The organism is Longitalea luteola, from assembly GCF_017356035.1.
Classification (GTDB): Bacteria; Bacteroidota; Bacteroidia; order Chitinophagales; family Chitinophagaceae; genus Niastella; species Niastella luteola.
Genome location: NZ_JAFIQX010000015.1, coordinates 90,006 through 115,232, shown reverse-complemented (window position 1 = coordinate 115,232; position 25,227 = coordinate 90,006). Strand labels below are relative to the sequence as shown.

19 protein-coding genes are annotated in these 25,227 nt (G+C 47.3%); 14 read left to right on the top strand and 5 right to left on the bottom strand.

What is annotated here, in order from left to right; genetic code table 11:
• Positions 1 to 62: 62 nt before the first annotated feature.
• Positions 63 to 1,253: a winged helix-turn-helix domain-containing protein gene (locus JUB15_RS26320; protein WP_207515648.1), complete on the top strand. Its 1,191-nt coding sequence runs from the start codon at positions 63 to 65 to the stop codon at positions 1,251 to 1,253.
• A 129-nt stretch (positions 1,254 to 1,382) separates the two neighbouring features.
• On the opposite strand, the gene JUB15_RS26315 is transcribed toward JUB15_RS26320, so the two are convergent.
• The 4 genes from JUB15_RS26315 to JUB15_RS26300 form a co-directional block, all read right to left on the bottom strand.
• Positions 1,383 to 1,586 carry a hypothetical protein gene (locus tag JUB15_RS26315; RefSeq protein ID WP_207515647.1) on the bottom strand — a complete coding sequence of 68 codons (204 nt, stop codon included), beginning with the start codon at positions 1,584 to 1,586 and terminating at the stop codon, positions 1,383 to 1,385.
• An 84-nt stretch (positions 1,587 to 1,670) separates the two neighbouring features.
• On the bottom strand, positions 1,671 to 2,099 hold the full coding sequence (locus JUB15_RS26310; RefSeq protein ID WP_207515646.1) for a response regulator: 429 nt from the start codon (positions 2,097 to 2,099) through the stop codon (positions 1,671 to 1,673).
• A gap of 12 nt (positions 2,100 to 2,111) precedes the next feature.
• Positions 2,112 to 2,375 carry a hypothetical protein gene (locus tag JUB15_RS26305; RefSeq protein ID WP_207515645.1) on the bottom strand — a complete coding sequence of 88 codons (264 nt, stop codon included), beginning with the start codon at positions 2,373 to 2,375 and terminating at the stop codon, positions 2,112 to 2,114.
• Positions 2,376 to 2,579: 204 nt separating this feature from the next.
• Positions 2,580 to 2,825 (bottom strand): hypothetical protein, encoded by a 246-nt coding sequence (locus JUB15_RS26300; RefSeq protein WP_207515644.1) that lies wholly within the window; start codon positions 2,823 to 2,825, stop codon positions 2,580 to 2,582.
• A 218-nt stretch (positions 2,826 to 3,043) separates the two neighbouring features.
• On the opposite strand from JUB15_RS26300, the gene JUB15_RS26295 reads away from it, so the two are divergent.
• The 5 genes from JUB15_RS26295 to JUB15_RS26275 all read left to right on the top strand — a co-directional run bounded on the left by JUB15_RS26295 (position 3,044) and on the right by JUB15_RS26275 (position 5,911).
• A complete protein-coding gene (locus JUB15_RS26295) occupies positions 3,044 to 3,421 on the top strand; it encodes a hypothetical protein (protein WP_207515643.1) in 378 nt (125 codons plus the stop codon).
• Between the two features lie 121 nt (positions 3,422 to 3,542).
• Positions 3,543 to 3,872: an ArsR/SmtB family transcription factor gene (locus JUB15_RS26290; protein ID WP_207515642.1), complete on the top strand. Its 330-nt coding sequence runs from the start codon at positions 3,543 to 3,545 to the stop codon at positions 3,870 to 3,872.
• A 55-nt stretch (positions 3,873 to 3,927) separates the two neighbouring features.
• The gene (locus JUB15_RS26285; RefSeq protein WP_207515641.1) at positions 3,928 to 4,773 is read left to right on the top strand and encodes an arsenite methyltransferase; all 846 of its coding nucleotides are present in this window, start codon (positions 3,928 to 3,930) and stop codon (positions 4,771 to 4,773) included.
• Positions 4,774 to 4,862: 89 nt separating this feature from the next.
• Positions 4,863 to 5,276: an arsenate reductase ArsC gene (locus JUB15_RS26280; protein WP_207515640.1), complete on the top strand. Its 414-nt coding sequence runs from the start codon at positions 4,863 to 4,865 to the stop codon at positions 5,274 to 5,276.
• A gap of 17 nt (positions 5,277 to 5,293) precedes the next feature.
• Positions 5,294 to 5,911: a class I SAM-dependent methyltransferase gene (locus tag JUB15_RS26275; protein ID WP_207515639.1), complete on the top strand. Its 618-nt coding sequence runs from the start codon at positions 5,294 to 5,296 to the stop codon at positions 5,909 to 5,911.
• Positions 5,912 to 5,997: 86 nt separating this feature from the next.
• Here JUB15_RS26275 and JUB15_RS26270 read toward each other — a convergent pair whose 3' ends face one another.
• Positions 5,998 to 7,011: a LacI family DNA-binding transcriptional regulator gene (locus JUB15_RS26270; RefSeq protein ID WP_207515638.1), complete on the bottom strand. Its 1,014-nt coding sequence runs from the start codon at positions 7,009 to 7,011 to the stop codon at positions 5,998 to 6,000.
• A gap of 175 nt (positions 7,012 to 7,186) precedes the next feature.
• Between JUB15_RS26270 and JUB15_RS26265 the strand changes: the two genes are divergently transcribed.
• The 8 genes from JUB15_RS26265 (at position 7,187) to JUB15_RS26230 (ending at position 25,223) form a co-directional block, all read left to right on the top strand.
• Positions 7,187 to 10,402, top strand: coding sequence for a SusC/RagA family TonB-linked outer membrane protein (locus JUB15_RS26265; protein ID WP_207515637.1), 3,216 nt, complete (start codon positions 7,187 to 7,189; stop codon positions 10,400 to 10,402).
• Positions 10,403 to 10,421: 19 nt separating this feature from the next.
• Complete coding sequence (locus JUB15_RS26260) at positions 10,422 to 12,020, top strand: RagB/SusD family nutrient uptake outer membrane protein (protein WP_242696527.1); 1,599 nt, start codon at positions 10,422 to 10,424, stop codon at positions 12,018 to 12,020.
• Between the two features lie 49 nt (positions 12,021 to 12,069).
• The gene (locus JUB15_RS26255; protein ID WP_242696526.1) at positions 12,070 to 12,930 is read left to right on the top strand and encodes a DUF5017 domain-containing protein; all 861 of its coding nucleotides are present in this window, start codon (positions 12,070 to 12,072) and stop codon (positions 12,928 to 12,930) included.
• A 121-nt stretch (positions 12,931 to 13,051) separates the two neighbouring features.
• Complete coding sequence (locus tag JUB15_RS26250; RefSeq protein ID WP_207515635.1) at positions 13,052 to 14,773, top strand: sodium:solute symporter family protein; 1,722 nt, start codon at positions 13,052 to 13,054, stop codon at positions 14,771 to 14,773.
• 13 nt (positions 14,774 to 14,786) lie between these two features.
• Positions 14,787 to 17,417 carry a glycerophosphoryl diester phosphodiesterase gene (locus JUB15_RS26245; RefSeq protein WP_207515634.1) on the top strand — a complete coding sequence of 877 codons (2,631 nt, stop codon included), beginning with the start codon at positions 14,787 to 14,789 and terminating at the stop codon, positions 17,415 to 17,417.
• A gap of 200 nt (positions 17,418 to 17,617) precedes the next feature.
• Positions 17,618 to 21,004 carry a hypothetical protein gene (locus JUB15_RS26240; protein ID WP_207515633.1) on the top strand — a complete coding sequence of 1,129 codons (3,387 nt, stop codon included), beginning with the start codon at positions 17,618 to 17,620 and terminating at the stop codon, positions 21,002 to 21,004.
• 135 nt (positions 21,005 to 21,139) lie between these two features.
• Positions 21,140 to 23,245: a right-handed parallel beta-helix repeat-containing protein gene (locus JUB15_RS26235; RefSeq protein WP_207515632.1), complete on the top strand. Its 2,106-nt coding sequence runs from the start codon at positions 21,140 to 21,142 to the stop codon at positions 23,243 to 23,245.
• A 112-nt stretch (positions 23,246 to 23,357) separates the two neighbouring features.
• The gene (locus JUB15_RS26230) at positions 23,358 to 25,223 is read left to right on the top strand and encodes a glycoside hydrolase family 97 protein (protein ID WP_207515631.1); all 1,866 of its coding nucleotides are present in this window, start codon (positions 23,358 to 23,360) and stop codon (positions 25,221 to 25,223) included.
• Positions 25,224 to 25,227: the final 4 nt, after the last annotated feature.

Below are 25,227 nucleotides of genomic sequence, written 5' to 3'. Positions count from 1 at the left end.
ATAAGCAAAATCTCACAAATGGGCCATTTGTGGCAAAATGGGATTAACTTTGCCGCCCACGTATGAAGCCACTTATCCTCACGCCGTCACAAGCCAGAAAGATCATCCTCCATGCAGCAGGGCTGTACAAACCTGCACCCTTCGGGAAGGGCCGCGAGGCGGTTTATAAACTCATCGAACACCTTGGATTTATTCAGATCGATGCTAACTATGTGGTTGAGCGGGCGCATCACCATGCCATCTTCAGCCGCGTGCCCGATTACAAACCCGAATGGCTTGAAGAGCTGGAAGCCGACGGAAGGATCTTTGAATTCTTCACCTTTGTTGCCGGCTATATGCCCATGGATGATTTTAGATATTCATTACCCGTGAAAAAAGGCATGTCATTAAGAAGAAAACCGCTGACCCAGGCAGAGCTCAATCTTATGCAGAAGGTGCTGGAAAGGATAGAGCGGGAAGGGCCGCTGATGGTAAAAGATTTTGACAATGACCGGGAGGTAGCCAGTTCAGGGTGGTGGGACTGGCGGCCATCGAAGATGGCGCTCGAACGGTTGTATCTCGACGGAAGCCTGATGATCACCCGGAAAGATTTCCAGAAAGTATATGATCTGCCCGGTAACCTCATCCCCGATGATATTGATACAACGATGCCAACTCCTGAGGAGTTTGCCAGGTATGTGATCCAACGATCCTTACAATCGCTCGGTATCGCCTACGCCAAAGAGATCGTCTGGCGCGCACGTTACGTTAAAGATCATGTAATAAAAAAAGAGCTGCAAAAACTGGTGACGGAAGGGGCCGTTTGCCAGGTGGTGATCGAGGGCCTTACGACCAGTCCGCTCTACATGTTACCCGGTTATAAGAACAAAAAGATCGAATTGGCAGGCGAAGCGTATGTGCTTTCGCCATTCGATATCCTGAATGTATTCAGGCACCGGTTAAAGGACTTTTTCAATTTCGATTACCAGATAGAATGTTTCGTTCCCGAGGCAAAACGCAAATACGGCTATTTTTCATTGCCTGTACTGGTAGAAGATACGTTTGTTGCCCGTATGGATTCGAAGGCTGATCGCAAACAAAAAGTGTTGACTATTCACAATCTTCATTTTGAACGACTCAAACTATCGGAATCAACGATCAGCAGGATCACTGACGCTATTAAAAAATATGCAGTATTCAACCAGTGCCGGCAGGTGGACATAAAAAAAACGAACAATAAACAGTATACCAAGGCCATTCAGGCAGCGCTTTGAAGTTTATTTTGCACTTGCCCGGCTGATCACTGAATTAGCAGTCTTGCAGCAAACTCAAATTTTATTTATGAAAAAAATAAGCTCCCGTCAAGAGAGCTTATTTAAAAAACAAAAACTATATCAGGAGGACTATTGACGGCTACCGCTGCGCGAAACCGCTACCAGTACTATAATAAAAACAGCAGCGCCAATGATCCACATCACTGGTGAGCCCCAAAAGCCTCCACCACCACTGTCTTTATTTACATTTATATCAACATCTGCAGCTTTATCCTGTGCCCATAGCAATGAGCTTATTAAGGCGGTCATTGCTGTTAGATATACTCGTTTCATAACTACGTTTTATAATAACGTATAAAAATATATGCCATGGGAACTTTCTGATATTATTTGAGGACAGGAATGTACCTGGTATAATCAGCTCCTGTTTACCAGGTCACAACAATCAAGTATTTCTTTAACGCAAGCTGTAAATGCATCGTAATCTGAGGGTTTCGTATAGGCAGTTACATTTTCGTTCTCCCAGTAAGCACTGTCTTTTTCATTAAAGAACGTAGTGAGCAGAACAACCGGAATGGAAGGCAACTCAGGGTCTTTTCTGATCTCTTTATACGTTTCCAATCCATTCATCAGGGGCATGTTGTAATCGAGAATGATCAACGACGGCAAGTGGCCTTCGAACTTTGCCTGGTTTAAAAATTCTATTGCATTTCGCCCATTATGAGCGTCTTTAACTATGATAGCGGGATCAATTTCTTTTATTGCAGATCGAACCAGGAATCGGTCATCCTGGTCATCATCTATATGTAATATCACTTTCGCTTCTATCAGGTCAGGCACAGACATAGATGTTGTTTATTAAGCTTCTTTAAATAGGGTAGTCATTTCCTGGTCATTGTTACCATTTTCGTTACTGGTACCAATGGCTGCTTTCCGATTGGCTTTTATAACTTCTTTGGCGATCTGCTTACTTGCTTTCTTCAGCGCGTTTTCATATTTCTTACCCGACCCGTCAAACTCAGCAAGTGCATTGAAGATCCTCAGATACACGGCTTCCGACATCCGTTTCTTCGACTTCTTTTTCGCGGCATATTGATTCAATAAACTATTTTCAGTTGACATACAGGTTGATTAATTAATGGTGCTACTTAACAGCCTTACTTCTTTCGATAGGCAGGGTTGTATACGTTAAGTTCCAAGAATTGTTCCAAAAAACTGATATGAAGTGAATTTATTTGTGTAACCTATTCATTAATAAATAAATAAGTTTTAAAAGGAAGGATCAGATAAACAGGAGGGTATATTATGAATTTTGTGTATATAAGTCTACAAATGCTCCCTCCAGACTTCTATCTTAAGACTGTAGTTTACATCAAAATACCTGACTACTTTTTTTCTAAAATCCTTTGGCAGAACTTCAAGTTCGCCTACAATGGGAAGGATCTCAAAATAATGAGCGTCTGTCCTTACCACAATAAATAAGGAGCCGGTATCTTCCTGACGATGGGGATGAAAGATTTTAATTTTATCGCCCTGATTAACTTTTTGAGTGGAACCAAGCGTTTTCCACATGGGTATCGGATTAATAATCGTAAATAATCAGGCATAAAAATATAAAATCATTATATCAATCCAAATTTATGGGCGATACGTTTTAAAGATCATAGATCCATTTCGTCAATTTACCAGCTTGCTTGCCTGTGCAAACTACAATTCATAGTATTCTTACTATTGAAATTACCCGATCATGAACTATATATTTATATTTTTTATCAAATTATAATATCCTGATGAGCCGTTTATTTATTTCAACCTTGGTGGTTTTATCACTGCTGGCCTCGTGTATCACCATTCAACCCGGCTACCCTTCGCCATCAGGTGATGGAGGAGATCACGAAGATACCCGCAGCAATGATGAAAGGATTTACCCTTTCAGCGCGTTGGGAATTCCTAAAGGACACTTACCGCCTCCCGGTGAATGCAAGATATGGATCCCTGGTCGCGAGGCGGGCCAGCAGGGACCGCCACAATCATGTAGTTCTGCCTTCCGTGAGGCGCCACTTGGAGCGTGGGTTATTACACATGCCGCCAACCGGTATAAAGTGAATGTTTGCAGCAAAACAAAACCAGGCGTCATTGTTGAAGTGCGCTTTTATGCGTTACAGTAAAAGCATCAACAGCAAACTTAATCATAGTACAGGCCCCGGCGTCCCGATAGTTATCGGGACCGCCGGGGCTTTTTAAATAAAATTTTGGGAATTGGAATTTAATCGTAATATTGCGATAGATATGGGACTGACAAAAACCGAGATATTTACCGATAAGCAGAACAAGCTGGCTCAAATGATGAAGGCCTTGGCACATCCGGCGCGAATAGCGATCATTCAACATTTAATTAAAACACAGGCCTGTGTTTGTGGTGACCTGGTTGAAGAATTGGGGCTTGCCCAGGCAACCATTTCACAACATTTAAAAGAATTGAAGAATGCAGGATTGATCCAGGGGACCATCGAGGGCACCAGCGTCTGTTATTGCATTGATCCCAAAGTATGGAAGCAATACAAAGACGCATTTGATAACTTCTTTGTTGCTTATAAGAATAAGGACGGCTGCTGTTAAATTTTTTTGGTCCCATTAATCGCAATATTGCAATAAAACAATAAAAACTTGTCAAATGAACACCCAGGAACAATTAAAAGAAGTGGTAAAGCAGAAATATTCGGAAATTGCTTTACAGGATAAAGAAACAAACCAAAGCTCCTGCTGCGGTTCGGGCTGTTGCAGTACAGAGGTGTATAACATTATGTCTGACGATTACAGCCAATTGGAAGGGTATGATCCCGACGCAGACCTGGGCCTGGGCTGCGGCTTACCCACCCGGTTTGCGAAGATCAAAAAAGGCGATGTTGTCATTGACCTCGGAAGCGGCGCTGGTAATGATGCCTTCATTGCGCGGTACGAGACCGGCGAAACCGGAAAAGTGATCGGCATCGATTTTACGCCTGCCATGATAGAGCGGGCCAGAAAGAATGCAGAAGCCAGAGGATTTCATAACGTTGAGTTCAGGCAGGGTGATATTGAACAAATGCCTGTTACTTCCAATCTAGCTGATGTAATAGTAAGTAATTGTGTGCTTAACCTGGTACCAAATAAAGATGGTGTGCTTAAAGAGATCTTCAGGGTGTTGAAACCCGGTGGTCATTTCTCCATTTCAGATATTGTATTGGAAGGTGATTTACCAAAGGAAATAAGAGAGGCGGCCGAAATGTATGCCGGTTGTGTTTCCGGAGCCATACAAAAGCAGGTTTATTTGGAGTTGATAGCATCGAACGGGTTTGAGAACATCACCGTTCAGAAAGATAAACCCATTGCGATACCCGACGATATCCTGTCGCAGTATCTTTCGCCGGAACAACTGGTTACTTTTAAACAATCAGGAACAGGTATCAGCAGCGTAACGGTATATGCCGAAAAACCATTGGAAAAAAAGGCCTGCTGCGGTCCCGATTGCTGTGATTAGTGAATTACAGTACGCATACAGCCGCACAGAGAGCTTCGTAATGTATGTCTGGTAAGCAGTACTATTATAAAAAAGGAAATTTTCCCTCAATGAAACGGATCTTAATTTTATGTACCGGAAACAGTTGCCGGAGCCAGATAGCAGAAGGGTATCTGAAGTTCTTTGCAAAGGATAAAGCAGAAGTATACAGTGCAGGAATTGAAACGCACGGTGTAAACCCAAGAGCCATTCAAATAATGAAAGAAGATGGAATTGATATATCTCATCACACATCGAACCATGTAAATGAGTACAAGGATATCGATTTTGATTATGTGATCACTGTCTGCGACAATGCCAAAGAAAGATGCCCGTATTATCCTTCAAATGCAATAAAGCTTCATTACAATTTTCCTGATCCGGCAAAGGCAACAGGAACAGAAGAACAGATCCTGCAGGCGTTCCGGGATGTAAGAGGTATGATCAGGGAGTATTGCCAGAACTTTGTGGCTGAAAACTTATAACGCTCAAGTAAAAATATATGAGTGACGAAACAAAGGACCATTGGGAAAATGTTTACCGGCATAAACAGGCCAATGAAGTAAGTTGGACGCAGGATGTTCCGCAGCCCTCGCTACACTTCATCCACAGCTTAAATATTCCGGCATCTGCTGCTATCATTGATATTGGGGCAGGGGATAGTAAACTGGTCGACTTCTTACTTGATGAAGGCTTTCAAAACATTACCCTATTGGATGTTTCTGAACAGGCGCTTGAAAAAGTGCGGAAGCGGCTTGGCGATAAAGCAGAACGGGTAAAATTTGTGGTTGCAGATATAACTGAATTTACACCGGTTGAAAAATATGATGTTTGGCACGACAGAGCCACCTTTCATTTTTTAACCACCGTTGAGCAGGTGCAGCAATATGTTTCCATAGCAAGGCAATGGGTAAAGGAATATTTAATAGTAGGCACCTTTTCTGAAAAGGGTCCTAAAAAATGCAGCGGACTTGATATTAAGCAGTATAGTGAAAAAGAATTGGAAAATGTATTCTCTGCCGGGTTTAGTAAGATTCGTTGTATAGAGCAGGAGCATTTAACGCCTTTTAATACGCTGCAGCATTTTGTTTTTTGCGGGTTTAGGAAGTCCGGGCTTTAGCCGTTCGATATACTCTACTGTTAAGTTATCGGTTTTTTTCAGTTAAGCCGGTTGCCCCGCGCAGGCGTGTAAGCCAATTTGCCAGCTTAACTCGATTTGCGTACGATCAGCTCCGTTTTTAAGACCCGGATGATCGATTTCCACTCTGAAATATCCCGGTTGATCTGATCGATCAGCAGCCGGGCAGCAGTACTGCCGATCTCCTTTACTGGCTGCGATACGGTAGTAAGGGGCGGATCGATCAATTCGGACACATAATCATTGCTGAAACCCACGACGGCGATATCCTCCGGTACCCGTAATCCTTTTTTGCGAATGATCCGCAGCGCCTCGATGGCAGTAGGGTCATTGATGGCAAAAATAGCATCCGGTGGATTATCCAGCTGCAGCAGATGGTTTACATAAATTTTCACTTTGGCAAGCGTAAGATCATAGGGTATGATGAGCTCTTCATCGATCGGGATCTCGTACTTTTTCAGGGCGTCGCGATAACCACGCAAGCGTTTAACGCTGATGGACAGCGAGTCGGGACCGGCGAGATGAGCGATGCGCTTTTTCTTTCGCTTGATCAAATGCTCTACGGCGCGAAAGGCGCCTTCGTAATCATCTACCACCACTTTAGGCACACTCATATCTTCACACACGCGGTTGAAAAAAACAATGGGAACCCCTTTGCGCTCGAATACTTTCAGGTGATCGAAATTCCTGGTTTCCTTGGTGAGGGACACCAGCACGCCATCTACCTGGTTGGCCAGCATCAATTTGGTGTTGGCCACCTCTGTTTCGTAATGCTCGTTACTATGACAAATAATGGTGTTATACCCTTCCTGTGCGGCAATTTCCTGGGCGCCGATGATCACCTGCGGGAAATAAGAGCTCATGAATTCGGGAACAATGATGCCGATGGTGTTGCTTTTTTTATTGAGTAAACTGATGGAAAGCATATTGCGCTGGTAATCCATTTTCCCGGCAAGTTCCAGTACGGCCTGGCGGGTTTTTTCGCTTACGCTGGGATGTCCGGTCAATACCCGGGAAACAGTCGATTTGGAAAGATTCAACTTGTGCGCAATATCCACAATCGTTACCTGGTGACGTTTCATATATGGCTGCTATTGTTCTGGAATAAAAAACAAGTGTAAATGAACAACAAAGAAAACAAATTAATTGAAAGATGGGAATGTTCCCGTAAAATGGGAATGTTCCCACAATAAATTAATTGCAACTTTTTTTGTTCTGCTGAATGTATTTGGCATTTTTGTTATAGAACATTGCCGTATGAAAAAAACATTGCCTGCGATTGCCCTTACGATTGTAACTGCTTTTCAACTATTAACTACTGCTGCAACTGCTCAAAATGCACCTCCCGCCAGCAGTAATGTTGCTCCAGCCAAAGTAATTACCGGTAAAGTCACCGATCTGAACAATGAACCGCTCGAAGGGGTCACAGTTACGGTAAAAGGAAAGACGATCACTGCCACCACTAATGAAGAAGGTTACTACAGTATTTCTCTTAGCAGTACTACAGGGGTAGTACTTATTTTTTCCTCCGTTGGCTTTACGCCGAAGCAGCTGCGATTGAATACTACCGGCACCATTTACAATGTAAAACTGGAGACAAGTCTGAAAGACCTCGATGATGTGATCGTCATCGGTTATGGTAGCGTACGTAAAAAAGACCTGACCGGTTCTATAGGCCAGGTCAGAGTGACAGATATGAAAAAAGCGCCGGTAGCGTCTTTTGAAGATGCCCTCGGCGGCCGGGTGGCAGGTGTGCAGGTTACTGCTGTTGACGGCCAGCCGGGCCAGGGAAACACTATTGTTATCAGGGGCGGTAATTCTATCACCCAAAGCAATGCACCATTATATGTGGTGGATGGTTTCCCGGTGGAAGATCCCAATAATAACATGTTCAATCCCGACGAAATTGAATCTATAGAAGTGTTGAAAGACGCTTCTGCCACTGCCATTTATGGCGCCCGTGGCGCAAATGGCGTTGTTATCATTACTACCAAAAAAGGAAAGGCCGGGGCGCCGGTGGTCGCATATAATGGCTGGTATGGGTGGCAGAAAGAAATAAACCGGCAGGAAGTGATGAGCCCGTATGAATTTGTAAAATACCAGTTCGAGTTGAATCCGACGTCGGCTGCCACAACCTACCTGAAAAATGGAAAAACGCTCGAATCGTACCGGGATGCAGTAGGAGTGAACTGGCAGGATAAAATCTTCCGCACGGCGCCCATGCAAAACCACAGTATCTCCATCAGCGGCGGTACCGATAAGACCAGGTATGCTATTTCCGGTTCTTTGCTCGACCAGGATGGCATTCTGCTTAACAGCGGATTCAAGCGTGCCCAGGGCAGGGTAGTGCTCGATCAAACCGTGAGTTCAAAACTGAAAGTGGGCGTTAATATTAACTATTCATCCCTCCAGGCAAATGGCCAGATAGCTACGAATGGCGGCGACAATGGCATCAATGCTTCTTCTTATGCTTTTTACAGCGCCTGGGGCTATCGCCCGTTGACCGGTGACTCTGCTTTCGACCTTACATTTGCCGATGATGCATTTGATCCCAATATCACTTCTTCGGTGGACCTGCGCGTAAATCCAGTTGTACAGGCGCAAAATGCCTATAACAAGGCATTTACCAATGCGCTGTTCAGCAATGCCTATCTCGAATATAAATTCCTGAAAAATTTTACCCTGCGTGTAACAGGGGGAATTACCCGAAACGATGTACGCCGCGAGATCTTCAATAATTCGAAAACCTCGGCCGGCAACCCGCTAACCGTATATGGCCGCACCAACGGCATCAATGGTTCTGTAAATAACAATACCGTAAGCAGCTGGCTGAATGAAAACACACTTACCTGGAACCGCCGTTTCAATAAGAACCACCTGTTGAATGTAGTAGGTGGTTTTACCCTGCAGAAAACAAAAACAGTTATCGATGGCTATACTGCCAACCTGGTGCCCAACGAATTTTTAGGCATCAGTGGGCTCGACGAAGGAATTCCAGTTGTGAACACATCCTCTGAATCAGAAGCCGCAGTGGCCTCGTTTCTGGGGCGCGCCATGTATACGCTGTTTTCAAAATACCTGATCACTGCTTCTTTCCGTGCCGACGGTTCGTCGAAATTCGCCTCCGGCAATAAATGGAGTTATTTCCCTTCCGGTTCTGTAGCGTGGCGCATCCATGAAGAAAATTTTATGAAAGGCATTCCGGTGATCTCGGAAGCCAAACTGCGCGCAAGCTACGGGGTTACCGGCAACAACCGGGTATCGGATTTTGCCTACCTGAGTGTATTGCGACAAACCGGGTTCACCAACGGAAGCGGCAACACAACGCCCGGCTATTATTTTAATAACACCCATATCCCAGGCTCTGCTCCCGTAGAAGTGGGTAACAAGGAATTGAAATGGGAGCGTACGGCCCAAACAGATATCGGCCTCGATGTAGGATTACTGAATAACCGCATCAGTTTTACGGCCGATTACTATTATAAGGTGACCAGCGACCTGCTGCTGAATGCTTCGCTGCCTTCTTCAACCGGGTATTTGACCGGATTCAAGAACATTGGTAAGGTAAGTAACCGCGGTGTAGAGTTCACTTTAAATACGGTGAATATCGATAATAAGAAATTTACCTGGAGCACCAACTTCAATATTGCCTTCAATCGCAACAAGATACTCGAATTGAATTACGATCAACCCAGTCTTACCACCCGCGTGATCTGGAACGATAACTTCAATACCTCCTTGCCCTACCTGGCCAGGCCCGGCATGCCGGTAGCGCTGTTCATGGGATACCTGTTCGATGGCCTGTACCAGTATGAAGATTTCAACCTGTTGCCCAACGGAACTTATGTATTGCGCGATGATGTGCCGAACAACGGGCTCGACCGTTCCCTGATAAAACCTGGTTACATCAAATACCAGGACGTCAATAACGACGGAGTGGTAGATGCGAATGATCAAACGTACATCGGTAATCCCATTCCCGTGCATATCGGTGGCTTTTCGAACAATTTCCGCTATGGTAATATCGACCTGAACATTTTCTTTCAGTGGTCGTATGGCAATGATGTGTTGAATGCCAACCGCATTGTATTCGAAGGGGCAGAAGCCAGGCCCTTCCTGAACATGTTCAAATCTTTCGAGAACCGGTGGACGCCTGAAAACACCAATACCATTATGCCGGCCGCAGGTGTTACCAGTCCGAACGTATATTCAACGCGCATCATTGAGGACGGCTCATTCCTCCGCCTCAAGACCGTGGCGCTGGGCTACAATCTGCCGGCAGCAACCCTGAAGAAATTGAAGATGAAAAGTATAAGGCTGTATGCGGCTGCGCAGAACCTCGTTACCTGGACGAACTACTCGGGTGTTGATCCGGAAGTATCGGTAAGGCACAGCGCGCTAACGCCTGGTTTCGACTGGTCGGCTTATCCAAAAGCCAGAACGCTTACTTTGGGATTAAATGTAACCTTCTAACGATTAAACTTGCTCGTACATGCAAAAAGGAAACGTAAAAAATTATTTAACCTGGCTCGTTGTAGTGATGTTTATGGTAGCGGGGTTGAACAGTTGCAAAAAATTCCTCGATACCAAACCAACGGATTCCGTTACGCCGGAAAATTATTATAAAACACAAAGGGATCTTGACAGGGCGTTGTCGGCGGTGTACGACCGGCTTGGCGATCGCCGCGTATATGGTTCTGCCCTGTATGGGTACCTGGCTTTCAGTGATGAATTCTTTCTGAAAGGACAAACAACTGGTTATATGTCGAATACCATCGACGCTTCCATGCTCGAATTGAACAGGTGCTGGGAAGCCCTGTACGCCGGTATAGAACGTGCCAACATGTTACTGGCTAATCTGGATAAAGCAGAAGTAAGTGATTCTGCCCGCAACGAAGTGAAAGGGCAGGCCCTGTTCCTACGGGGGTTCTATTATTTTGTGCTCGTTGATAATTTTGGCGCTGTACCCTTGCGTACGAAGCCCATGGAATCGCCGACAGAACCGCCATTACCGCGTTCACCCATTGAAGAGGTTTATGCACAGATCATCCAGGATATGCTGGAGGCGGAAGGGCTGGTGAAGGATATTTCCAGCTATGGCTACAACGGCCGCATCAGTAAAACAGCGGTACAGGGAATTTTAGCGAGGGTGTATCTCACTATGGCAGGTCATCCTTTGAATGATGCGTCGAAATACCAGGATGCACGTACTTATGCGGCCAAAGTGATGCAATCGAACGAACATGCGTTGAACAACAGCTTTCAGCAGATCTTCATCAATCATGCGCAGGATAAGTATGATATCAAAGAATGTTTGTGGGAAGTAGAATACTATGGCAACAACCTGGAGCAGATCCGCGAAGGCGGTTTCCTGGGTTCCTGGATGGGAGTCCTATGTCCGAATGTTGATACCGGGTATGGCTACGACCACGTGCACGCCACAGCGAAACTGTATAGGGCCTATGACAGCGGTGATGTACGCCGTGACTGGACCATTGCGCCTTATCGTTTTGTGGCCAACGGAACAGGCACCGCTGCGCCGGTAACCAGAACCAACTGGACGGCCACCCAACTGTATGAAAGAAGCGCCGGTAAATGGAGAAGAGAATATGAATTATTCAAACCCAAAAGCCAGGATTATACCCCGATCAATTTCCCGATGCTGCGGTATTCAGATGTGCTTTTGATGTTTGCAGAAGCGGAGAACCACCTGAACGGACCTACCGCCGCGGCTTATGAGGCGGTGAATATGGTACGCCGGCGGGCTTATCAGAAACCCGTGGGCGCACCGGATGCATATGCTGATCTGCCAGCGGGATTGTCGGAAGTAGATTTCCTGGAAGCAATAAAAAATGAAAGATACCGTGAGCTGGCTTTTGAAGGCCTTCGTAAACATGATCTTGTTCGATGGGGGATGTACGTTACCACGATGCAGCAACTGGTGGCCGACTACCAGGCCACCATGCCATCGAGCTTGTCGGGCCCTGCCATTGCCCAGGCAGGCCGGGTGACTGCCAGAAGCGTATTGTTTCCCATTCCGAACAGTGAAATTTCTGTGAATCCTTACATCTCACAAAATCCCGGATGGTAATAACCTTTAATCTTAAGCCATGCTTACAACCAGATATATTATACCTATTATGCTGTGCCTAGCAATTTTGTCCTGTACAAAAAGAGATGGTGTGGAGGCGCCCGCCTTTGACGTATATACCGCTTCCGACACTTATAAAGTAGGCGATACCATAATCTTTGAGTTTGCCGGTACTCCCCAGAACATCGTGTTCTGGCCCGGCACACCCGGCCGTGTGTATGAATATAAAGACCGCCTGTTCACAACAGGGAACAAACTGCTGATCAAATTCAATACCTTTCAGCAGTTTGGTACTGTTGAGAATAATTTATCGGTGCTGGTATCAAATGATTTCAATGGAATTTATGACACCACCAACGTTAAAAAAGCTACCTGGACAGACATAACCAACCGGGCGGTTTTGTCGTCAGGCGCTGATCAAACGCCATCAGGCACCCTGGATATGTCGGAATTTACCGCTGGTAACAAAGCGGTAACGCTGGCATTCCGTTATGTGACCAACACCATGAAAACCCAGAACCGCTGGGTGGTGCGCACTTTCAATGCCGATAACCAGGCCGCCGATGGAACCGTTACCTCAATGGCCACTATGTCAACTGCCGGCTGGAAAGCAGTCGATTTCAAAAACCCCGCCGCTGTATGGTCCATTACCACTGCCCAACTGTTGATGCGGGGCACCGCCGATGCCCTCGACGACGACTGGATAATAACCAAAAGTTTCAACCCGACGGCCGTTACGCCCGACAGGGGGATACCCATTAAAAATATAACTGTTAATTTGAACAAATATGTAGCTACGGGCGTGTATACCAAGCCCGGCACTTACAAGGCGGTATTTGAAGCTACCAATGCCTCTTACGAAAATGTAGAACGCGTAGTGAAAGAAATTACATTAACGATAACACCATAAGCCAGATCACAGGTTGCTTTGCAGTCACGTTACTTACCGGAACTGTATATCATTATCACATTATCGAATTATCACATTACAATTAGCACATTAGCAAATTATCACATTAGCACATTGTTCTATGGTAGATACCACTGTCATCATTGTTTTCTCGGTCTTTATCATGCTGATCGGTTTTCTGTTTGCGCGAACGGGCAGGAACCTGAAGTCATTTTTTGCCGGTGGCGAAGCCGTGCCCTGGTTCATTGGCGGGCTCTCGCTTTTCATGAGCTTTTTTTCTGCCGGAACTTTTGTGGCCTGGGGATCTATTGCCTATCAGCATGGCTGGGTGGCTATTACCATTCAATGGACGATGTGTATCGGAGGTTTGATCACCGGTCTGTACCTGGCGCCTAAATGGAAAGCTACCGGCAATCTTACCGCTGCTGAATTTATTAGGGAGCGCCTGGGCGAGAAGGTGCAGAAGACGTATATCTATATCTTCATGCTGGTGTCCCTGTTTATCAAAGGCTCGGTATTGTATTCTGTGTCGAAGCTCGTAGCCTCATCGTTGGGATTTCCATTGATACCGGCAACCGTTGTGCTTGGATTGTTTATGATCGCCTATACGGCAGTGGGTGGTTTATGGGCCGTGATGGTTACCGACATCCTGCAGTTCGTTATTCTTACCGCGGCTATTCTCATCATTATACCCCTGGCATTTGAGGCAACCAATGGCGTGGAAAGTTTTTTGCAACAGGCGCCCGCTGATTTTTTCAATATCGTGAATGGCGAATATACCTGGGGTTTTATCCTGGCCTTTGCGCTCTATCATATCTTTTATATTGGCGGCAACTGGACATTTGTTCAACGCTATACCAGCGTTGATACCCCAAAGTCTGCCTCCAAAGTGGCCTATCTCTTTGCCGGATTGTATATCATCAGTCCGATCTTATGGATGCTGCCGCCGATGGTGTACAAGACCATTAATCCGTCTTTAACCGGGCTCGATACGGAGAATGCTTATCTGATGATCTGTAAGCATGTATTGCCCGCCGGGTTAATGGGATTGATCCTTACCGGCATGTATTTCTCTACTTCTGCCTCCGCCAATACGGCGCTGAACGTGGTGTCGGCGGTTTTTACCAATGATATTTACAAGACCAATATCAACCCCAATGCATCAGACAGGAAACTGATACGCGTAGCGCGGATCTCTTCGTGGTTCTTTGGGCTGGGCATGATCGGCATTGCATTGATCGTTCCTTACATCGGTGGTATTGTTGAATTTACTTTAAGCATTGGCGCTGTAACCGGCGGTCCGTTGTTGGCGCCGCCGATCTGGGCCTTGTTTTCGAAAAGACTGTCGGGCAAAACCACCATGTTGGTAACACTGCTGTCACTGGCCGTGAACCTGGTATTTAAAATGTTGCTGCCGCTTACCATCGGATCTAAATTAAGCCGCGGAGCAGAAATGCTGATAGGGGTGGGGCTGCCCTTTGTTATGCTGGCATTGTATGAATGGTATGCCTGGTACAGGGGGATCACTTCCGATCAGTATCTGCGTTTTAAACAACAACGCGCCCAGCGAAAACAGGAAGCTTTGCAGGCTGGCGTTGAAGAAGAAAAAAAGATCAAACGGCAGAACAGGTTCGGTTTGCGCGTGATCGCATTTTCACTGGCCTTTATTGCCCTGTTATTGTTTGTGCTGAGTGTGTTGACGGCATCGGGCGGAAAGATCGTGATGGTCATAGCCGCGGTTATCCTGGTTTCTGCGCTGATCCCGTTCAGGGCATCGAATAAATTGAAAATGATGCCGGAAACCAATCTGACTAAAACGCCTGCAATGGTGGAAGACGTTTGAACAATATTTTACAATGCGAACTCACAAAAAACATAGTATTACCGCCTGGGTGTTTATTATCGGCTGCGCTTTGCTGATGCCATGCAGCATGCAGGCGCAAGCAGCTGCATCCAATACCATCCAGTTGAGATCGGGCCGGCTACAATTATCCTGGCATAAACAAGCCGGTGGCTGGCAGTTGAAACAATTATCTGTACGCAGGAACAATGAATGGATCCCGGTGGCCGGAACAAGCGGTGAATACACGGTACTGTATGCTGCACAAAAGCCCGATACAACACCGTTAACCATTTACAATGAACAGCGACAGCCGCCGGTATTTCCCGAACCGCAATACCGTTACATTATTCCTGTATGGAAGGAAGCGGTTCAACCCGTAGCAATGAATACCGCCGGCGAAGCCATCGCTTTTTACCCGGCGCAGGTGACTGCTGCAGACAGCATTGTTCAATTCACCCAGGAAGAAAAACAGGCTGTCATCAAAGCGGTGTGGCAAATGGATGCCCGTTATGAAACAGATATCCTGGTTCAAATTACATTGACCGCTAAACAGGACGGCTATTATTCCATTGCCTCGCCTTCGCTGGCTATTGTTCCCAACGGTGAGTTGTCCTGGGGTATGGTGCCCGGCCATTTCCAGGGAAATGCTATACAAAACGATTTTATCAAAGCCTATGCTTACGGCCAGGGTATTCCCGCCAAACCGGTAGTAACGCATGATAGAACTGCCGCTACTTTATCACCCCTGGTTTCCAATAAAAAAGGCATAACGATAGCCGTGATACCGGCGCCGGGAACCAGCCGTGATCCCTGGGCAAAAGATAATAAAACCCAGGCCGACTGGCACCTTGGCCTGTCTGTTATGGACCGCCGCGCCCGGTTAACTCCGGTTGCCTGGCACCCGGTGCTAGGCCAAAAAGGGTCTTTCCTCCAGAAAGGGGATAGTGTTCAATTCAATTTCCGGTATTGCGTTCAGGCGGCGGATTGGTATACGGTGTATAAACATGCTGTGAACGATATTTACCACCTGAAAGATTTTCTGGCCCTGAAGCAAACCAGCCAGTCGCTGACTGATCGCATCCTGGCCATGCAACAGTACGTTGTAGACGACAGTACCTCTAAATGGAAAGTGGAACAATACCGCGGATTAGCCATCGGCGCCCAGCAATATCTAGGCGGCGTATATGGTGCACAGAAAGACGCCGTCAAAAACGCCGATTATGGCGCTATGTGGATGCTCGCAAACATTACTCATGACAGCATATTGAAGCAAACCCGCCTGCCTTATGTACGCAACTTCAAATTAGCCCAACAGGATACAACGGCCGGTTTCTTTCATGGAGCTGCCGCGGGGCAATACTATCTTACCCAAAGTAAAAAGTTCACAGAAGAGTGGGGCCCTTATGTGGAACCCATTGGAACCACCTATTACATGCTGATGGATATCGGCAATGTGCTTTTGTTCAATCCGCATGACAGCGCCCTGAAAAAAGAATTGCAGCTGGCCGCCGATAAACTGCTGGCCTGGATGAACGCAAACGGCCAATGGGCCGTAGCCTATGACCACGAAACGCAAAAACCGTTATTTACCGATATCGAAGACCTGCGGCCTACTTTTTATGGACTGGTGATCGCTTATAAATTATTGCATGATAAAAAGTATTTGACAGCAGCCCGCAAGGGGGCCGACTGGTACATTACCCATGCAGTTAACAAAGGCCATTTTACCGGTGTATGTGGCGACACGCGGTTTGCACCTGATTTTGCCACCGGCCAAAGTGCACAGGCATTACTCGACCTGTATGAAATAACAAAAGAAAAAAAATACCTGCAGGCGGCTGTGCACACAGCAAAGTTGTACACAACATCTGTTTACACCCATCCCATACCTACCCGGGAAGTTAAACTCGTAAAAGGAAAAGTAAGGCACGACTGGGAGATCAGTCAGGTGGGATTGAGTTTTGAACATGGCGGCAGCATGGGTTCTGCCAATCATCGCGGTCCGATCCTGCTGGCAAGTCATGCTGGGTTGTTTATAAGAATGTACTCGCTCACGCAGGATTCGCTCTTCCTAACTATGGCAAGAGCGGCTGCCCTGGGTCGTGATGCTTTTGTTGATCCGAAAACCAGCGTGGCTTCCTATTACTGGGATGTAATGGATAACGGCGCCGGTCCTTACCCGCATCATGCCTGGTGGCAGATCGGCTGGATCACCGATTACCTGTTGTCGGAAGTATCGCTGCGCACAGCAGGTAAGGTCAGTTTTCCTCGTGGTTTTATCACGCCCAAAGTAGGGCCTCATCAAACTTATGCGTTTGCTGCCGGCACTGTATTTGGTAACACTGCAAACTTATACCTGCAACGCGGGCTGTTAACTGCATCAAGCGCTTACCTCGATCATTTTGCCGCTATTAATAGCGACCGGAAAAAGCTTTGGCTGCTGTTATTGAACAACGACGATGAGCCATTGCAAACGTCCCTGACAATAGATTATAGCAAAGTGATCAATAATAAAACGATCACGGCGAAGAAAGTTGTAAGCAAAGATACTACTGGTAAACCGCAGGTGTTGAACGTTGGCAATAACTGGCAGGTTCATATACCGGCTTATGGCGTACGGGTGATCGAGATAGATTACGAATAAATTAGTTCAAAGTTTAAAGTTCAAAGTTCAAAGTTCACAGTTCACAGTTTATAGTTATTGAGTTAATAATTACTAGGTAAACGGATAATAGTTAGTTTTTAAGATCAGGTTTGTCAATTGTCAATTGCCGATTGCCAATTGGTTTTGCCGTTTGCCGTTTCACGTTTGCCATTAGCCGTTCACCCTAAACAAATAGTGCTATGTTATTCATCCGAAGGTCCTACATCGTGATAATGCTGTTGATCTGTATTCACAGCAAGGCCCAACAATCCTACCTGCTGGAAGCGGAAGATTTTCAATTCAAAGGCGGCTGGGTGGTGGAGCATGCAGGCAAAGCCGTTTCCGGCGAGCGGATATTACGCGTAATGGCCGGCGGCAAAAGCAAAGCAGCCGACGCACTCACGGTGGTAAGCATCCGGCAGGCCGGAAATTATGCGGTATGGACACGCTCAGCTGATTATGCCGGCAACAGACCGGGAACCCGGTTATGCCAGTTGCAGGTGAATGAACAGACCATGGAAGAATCAGGCAAACACGGTAAAGAAGGGTATTATTGGGAAAAAGTTGGGCAGGTGCAATTACCCGCTGGCGAAGCGGTGATCAGGTTGATCGATAGCAGAGGCAATTTTGCCCGTTGCGATGCAGTCTTGCTCACCCAGGCCGGTGATGATCCAAACAACCAGGCCCTGACTGCCCTGGCCGCACATAAAGCCAAACCCATTCCGCAAAAAGCGACAGCAGTACAATATCCGACGCTGGCGCCGGCGGTAACGGTAGACCTCGCAGCGGCACCGGTAGCTGCCATCTCCAATAACTACATACGACTGCGTTTTGTACCGGTAAAAGGCGGTGAACAACGACTGGCGGTAAAAACGGAGATCAAACAAAAGAACCGCTGGCTCAGTATAGATCCCTTGCACGAGGATCATAAAGTATATGTTATACAGGCAGATAATCCGCAACCCGGCTTTGGCAATTTCTTTCTTTCCTGGAACGGCTCCCACGGATTTACGCATTTTACCCACCAGGGAAAACAATATCGCTTACTGGAACCCGATAACGCCATGAACCCATTTATGGCCGGCGTTTTGAAACAGGCGATCCCGGTAACTGCCAAACAGGTAGATAATACTACCATTGAAGTGGAATACGCGGTGGAAGGAAAGCGCATCGTAAAAGGAAAATGGCGGTTGGCACCAAACAACAGGCACATAGGAATAACGCTTCAGTTGACACCTGTGCACAACGGGTATTACAGCCTGGGTGTCGCCGCTTTTCAGGGTAGTGTGCCCGACAGTGTTACCAATATCCAATTGCCGCCCATGTTCCAGTACCAGCGGTTATCGCCTCAACCCATACTGCTTCCTTCCGGCATGATGCCGCAACCGCTGGCCATTGTGGAAACCAAAACTGCCCAGGGTTTGTGGACGAGCTTTGCCAGCGGCGCTGCACAAAACTTTCCGCTCGAGTGGGGAAGTGCTTACAGCAGTCCCATGGGTTTTGCCGTTAAAAATGAGATGAACCAGGTGCAGCCGGTAGCCTTTGCACCGGTACTGGGCTTAGATGGTTCGAAACTGGAAGCAGGGGCCACCGTGCAAAAAGAATTTGTCATAGGCGCTACGACCGGTAACTGGAATGATGCGCTCGAATATATTTCAGACAGCATTTACACCGTAAAAGATTACCGCTCACAAAAAGGAACTTCGTTGACCGAAGCCGCATTCAATATGGTCGATCTGATCAGAAATGATTCGGCTGCCGGTTGGAGCGCTCCATTGAAAGGATTCTATGATATTGAGGCTAATCCGGCCGTAGTACCAACCGTGGTACAATCATCGCCGCTGACCCTGGTATCAGCAGCTGTGTTGGGCCGCGACGAGGACTTCTATATTAAACGCGCATTACCAACCATTGAATATACCCTGTCGCGCAGTGGATTTCGCTGGGCAAAAGCGGTATCGGGAACCACCTTCAACAGTGATAGCAGATCGTTGCGGTTAAGTCCGTTTGGTTCCCAGTTCACCACCAACTATTTTGAAGGCCTGTACCAGTTCCTGGGCGAAGCGAATCCCTGGCTCGAGGAGATCGCCTTACCCGATGGCGCCATTCGTAATGCCAGAGGATATTCGGTAGAAGTGCCCGATTACACGCAGCAACTCGCTGCCTGGCGACTGACCAAAGAAGAGAAATGGTTGAACACCGCCAAAGCAAGCGCCAATGCATACATTAAAGCACAGGTATACGGCAAACTCACCAAACCTTTGTCGCGTATGCCTTTTTATAATGCGGCCTTTTATGCATATTGGTGGGACCTGATCGATCTGTACGACGAAACCAAAGAACCGCATTGGTTGAAAGCGGCTGAAACATCCGCTTTTCAAACGCTGGCGGGCATCCGCTCTTTCCCATTGGTAAAAGATACGCTCCAAACGATCCATCCCGGTGGGCAGTTTGAAGGTAACACCACCATGTGGTGGAAGGGCGACAAAAAATACCGCCTGGGTTTTCCACGTACCAAAGGAGATGCGCCTGAAAAAAAGCTGCCGCAATCCGACGTATCACCGGTTGGATTGGGCTTTGAACAACCCTTTACCTATTTCGATGCCGGCAAAACGGTGCGGCCTGTTTTCATGAGCAGCTGGGCGCCTCATTTGCTCCGGTTGTTCGATCATACGCATCGCACCATCTTCCATACGTATGCGCGCAATGCCGTGATCGGCCGCTTTACCAATTATCCGGGTTATTATGCTTCCGGTTTTACCGATATTACCATGCAGCCTGATTTCCCATATAAAGGACCCGATGTAAGTTCTATCTACTATCATCATATTCCTCCTCATTTGGCATTTACGCTGGACTATGTGATCACCGAAGCCATCCAGCGTTCGAACGGGAAAGTGCATTTTCCCCATGGCAAACAGGATGGTTTTGTGTGGTTCAACAATCGCATTTTCGGTGGCGGCCAGGGCACGGTGTATGATGATTCAGGCGTACGGTTATGGATGAAGAAGGGACTGGTTACCATCAATACTCCGCAAGTGAATTACGTAACGGCCATTTCGGACAACCGGTTCTGGATCCTGTTAATGAACGAAGCTGATACGACCCTGCAGGCAGCTGTTCAACTGGGCGCAGCCATACCGGTAAACGACAGGTCAACAGCCGGTTTGTATGGAAGCACTGGCCGCAAGCGACAGGCGGCGCTGAACAACAGGCAGCTCAACGTTGCTCTCGAAGCAAAGGGTTTTGCCGCATTGTCTTTCCCATTGAACAAAAAAAATATCGAGGCGACAATTACGCCTGTAGAGAACGGCATGAAAGTGATCGATCTTGGTTTGCCCTGGGGCAAATGTTATGTGTTCAGGATCAGGTCACCCTTTGGTTGGGATTCGATCTACGGTTACCTGGAAACATCACCCCTGCCGGATGCAGCCATTACCGTTTCCTGCGGGGACAAAACAGTAACGCAAAACGAATATCCGTATGAATGGTCGTTTTATAAGCTGGAGGCGGGAAAACCGTTGCAGTGTACAGTTCAGGTAAAAGCGGGCGGACAAACAAAAAATGTAACGGTCGATTTTGAATAACTAAAAGTACAACGGCAAGTGATGCACCTTACAGGTCTTAATAAATAACCATGGGTCACATGCGTACCGGGGTATGCCACACTTTGAAGGTTTGGCACATATATGTTCAATGCAGCCATCAAACATTGCTTCATAATGAAAAAAAACAAACCATTCCTTATCATGCTCTGCCTGCTGCAGGTGGGCATTGCCTCGCAAACACAGGCATTGAATAAACCGGTACTGTTAGCTCCCGGCAATGGCAGCACCGGTTATGTGCGCAATCCCGGTTTCTCCTGGTCAACCGTCGCAGGTGCTTACAGTTATGAGATCCAGGTGGCGACTGATACCGGCTTCACCCAACTCCTTACCAGCCGCCAGGATCTATACATCACCCGCTTTGTACCGGTTAAGATCTTACCGGCAGGTAAAGTGTACTGGCGGGTGCGGGCGCGCGATACGACCGCTACCGATAGCAGCGCCTGGTCATCGCGGTTTACCTATATCGTCGCGGCGCCGCCAAGGGTGTATACCATTCCTGCAGGCGCATCCCTGAAAGCATTTAAAGATACCCTGCGCAAGGCCATCAGCAATACCCCTGCTGTTCTAAGATTGGCCAGCGCTACTTACACTTTCGATACGGGTTTTAGCGGACTATTCGCCATCGATACGGCCAATGTCAACGATCTTATCATTGAAGGCAATAATGCCAACATCATCATTCGCAATCACCCGCATGTGGGCTTTATGAAGCTGCGTAACTCAAGCCGCGTAGCCATCCGGCAATTGAAAGTCGACTGGGATCCACTGCCGCATGCGTTGCTCGACGTTATTGACGTTAACCATTCAAATCCCACCACACTCGATGTGCGGGTACGGCTGCGGCAGGTGGCCGGACAAACCAATGCTTATTATCCTGCTATCTTTAACAATCCATCTTTTACGGATCACTGGTCATGGGCTTTTTTACTCGATCCAAATAACCGGGGCAGTTTAAAGAAAGTGCCGCGCAATGTGTTTGGCCTGAGCGCCGATGATGTAACGCCCTTGTTTGATATAGATCCATACCAGTACCATATTGTGCATCCGGGCTCAACCTCCGGCCAGTATTTTGCTATTGGAGATATCCTGGCCATCGTTGCCCGCGACAATGTGGGCTCATTCATCAGCACCTACAATTGCGTTGACATCACCTGCGACAGCATCATCAATTACGCCAGTCCGATCGGATGTTATTATTCCTATGAAGGCAGTGAAATGAAAGTGTTGAACTGCCAGTCTGCTTTGAAAGATACCACACGGTATGTATCTGCCAATGCGGATGGTGTGCATTGCCGCGCCAACCTGATCGGACCATGGATAGAGAACTGCTCTTTTGTAGGCAATGCCGATGATGGCGTAGCCCTGTATAACAAGGGCATGTTCATAATGACGAAGAACAGCACCACCAGTGTAACGGTGAAGCCCGACTTTATGAACCTGGCAAAAGGTCATACGTTCAAATTGTATATTCCTAAAACCGGCTTTGTATCTGAGCCAGCTTATGTGGTAGATACAGTGATCTTTAGTAGTGGTAATTACCGGATCAATTTTTCGCCGGCCATACCGGCTGCCGATTATGCCGCCATGACCGACATCGGCTTGTCGGATCTGCAGCAGAATGTGCAATTGTTCAATGTAACCCTGCGCAATGAAAAATTCATGATCCACGATAACCTCTTCACCATACGAGGGCGGGGATCGATCATCCGTTCGGCCAAAGGTATGGTGAGCAACAACCGGTATTACCGCTGTTCTTCGCCCGCTGTTGCTTTCTATAATGAAGCGGCATCCTGGACGAATGGTTTGTACAGTCGCGATGCCTGGATAAAGGATAATGATATTCAAAATTGCGGATTTGATAATCTCGGCATGAAAGCCGGATCCATCCAGGTCGTGTTCCATAAGATCGTAAAACCAGCCAACAGTTACGTGGATTCTATAGCGCCGGGCCGTCATCATGCCAATCTGTTCATCACCGGCAATACGATCAAAAACCTGGCGCAACATGGTATAACGCTTTTTAACGCATCCTCGAGCAAAGTGCTGAACAACAGTTTTACCAGTGATATGACCACATTCCCTTTATCAGGTGCGCATTATGGCATTTATCTCGACAGGACCAATGCCTGCACTATCCTGAACAACCAGTTCTCGGGTGAGATAAGAACGCTAACATCGAATATTCATGTCACCAATAGTACGAATGTCGTGAGTCAGTAAAGAGGGAGCTGTGGTGGGAACATTCCCACAAATTGGGAACATTCCCGGAATTATTTTATAACAAAACCTTTGCAGGTAAGCTGCCTGCAAAGGTAAATTTGACGATTCATACATGCGGTTATTGCTTACCATATGTTTTCTCCTGCTTTGTTCCGTACTTTTCGCTGCGGATAGTTTGTTGCTGCAAAGTCCGAACCGGCAATTGGCAGTTACGGTATCGCTGAACAATGGAAAACTGATGTATGCGCTAAAGGCCGGTACGAAAATGCTTTTGTCGCCTGCGCCGCTCGGCATTCAGCTTCAAACCCGCACCATCGGCATGAACGGCAAACGCCTCGCCCTTCACCGCAGGTACACCGTCAACGAAACCCGCTCTTCCCGGCTCAATAACAGCAGGGCAGTGAACCATTACAACGGTTACTGCATCACTGTACAGCAAAACGACATTACCGACACCATCGAATTCCGCCTGTTCGACCAGGGTTGTGCCTTCCGGTATTTGCCGGTTATACCTGCGTCGACAAAAGTGCAGCAGGAGCTGACAAGCTTCACGCTGCCTGCGCATGCCGGCGTATGGTATTTTGAAAGGAACAGCGACTGGAAGCTCAAATCCTACGCCGGGCTATGGATGCGAACCGATGTGAGCCAGCTGCCCGCGGTGTCAGGCCAGGGACCCATACAGGGCAAACCACTGGTGATAACATTGCCTTCCGACAAATACATGGTGTTGACGGAAGCTGCGCTGCATGATTACAGCGGCATGCGATTGAAAGCCGTAGGCAATAATACGCTGCAGGTAAATTTTACAGAAGCAGCTGCCGGGTTCCCGGTTTCACCCGGAAGCCGCACGCCCTGGCGGGTGATCCTGTATGCAACCGGTTTGAACGAACTGGTAAATAATACAGTAATTGAAAATCTCAATCCATTGCCCGACCGGGCACTGTTTGCCGATAAGGCATATATAAAACCCGGTAAAGCCGTATGGAGCTGGATCACGCGGAATGAACATTACCTGGATCCGGCAGAAGAAAAGCAATTCATCGACGCTGCCAATGCCCTGCACTTCGACTATACACTGATAGATGATGGCTGGGAAACCATTTGGAAAAACAAATGGCAAACGTTGCAGCAGCTCTGCGATTATGCCAGGAAGAAACAGGTAGGCGTATGGGTTTGGAAACATTCCAAAGAAATACTCGATCCGCAACAGCGCGACCGTTTTCTGGACAGCATCCGGTTGGCCGGCGCTGTAGGGCTCAAGACCGACTTCATGAACAGTGAAGCCAGATCGCTCATCGATTTTGAAATTGGCTTGTTAAAAGCCGCTGCGCAACGTAAACTGATGGTGGTGTTCCATGGTTGTCAGGCGCCAACCGGAGAAAGTGTTACCTATCCCAATGAAATGTCACGCGAAGGCATCCGGGGCATGGAACTGAACATCATGAATGAACCAATACCGGCCTGGCATAATGCGGCTTTGCCGTTTACGCGCTTTTTATGCGGCCATGGCGATTATACACCAGGGTTCTTTACAAAGCGGGCACAAACAACGAATACCCATCAGCTGGCCCTGTTGTATTTGTTCAATTCACCCTTCCAGTGCCTGGCAGAAAACCCAGGCACTTTGTTGCACGATCCGATCTATGCACCAATACTTCCTTTATTACGAACCCTGCCTGTTACCTGGGATGAGACCAGGGTATTGCCCGGCAGCAGCATTGGCGCCCTGGCCGCATTCGCGCGGCGCAAGGGAAAGGATTGGTATGTAGCAGTGATCAATGGAACCGATAGCGCCATCACATATACGCTGCAGCCGTCTTTTCTGCCCAAAAAGAAAAAGTGGAAAGCGCGGGTGGTAACAGATGCCGCGGGCGATACGGGCTTTGAAAGTGTTGACATGCTATTACAAGCTACCCAACAAAAGCAGTTCCCGTTACAGGCTGCCGGTGGATTGGTTATACATATTAAAAACGATTAGTTGT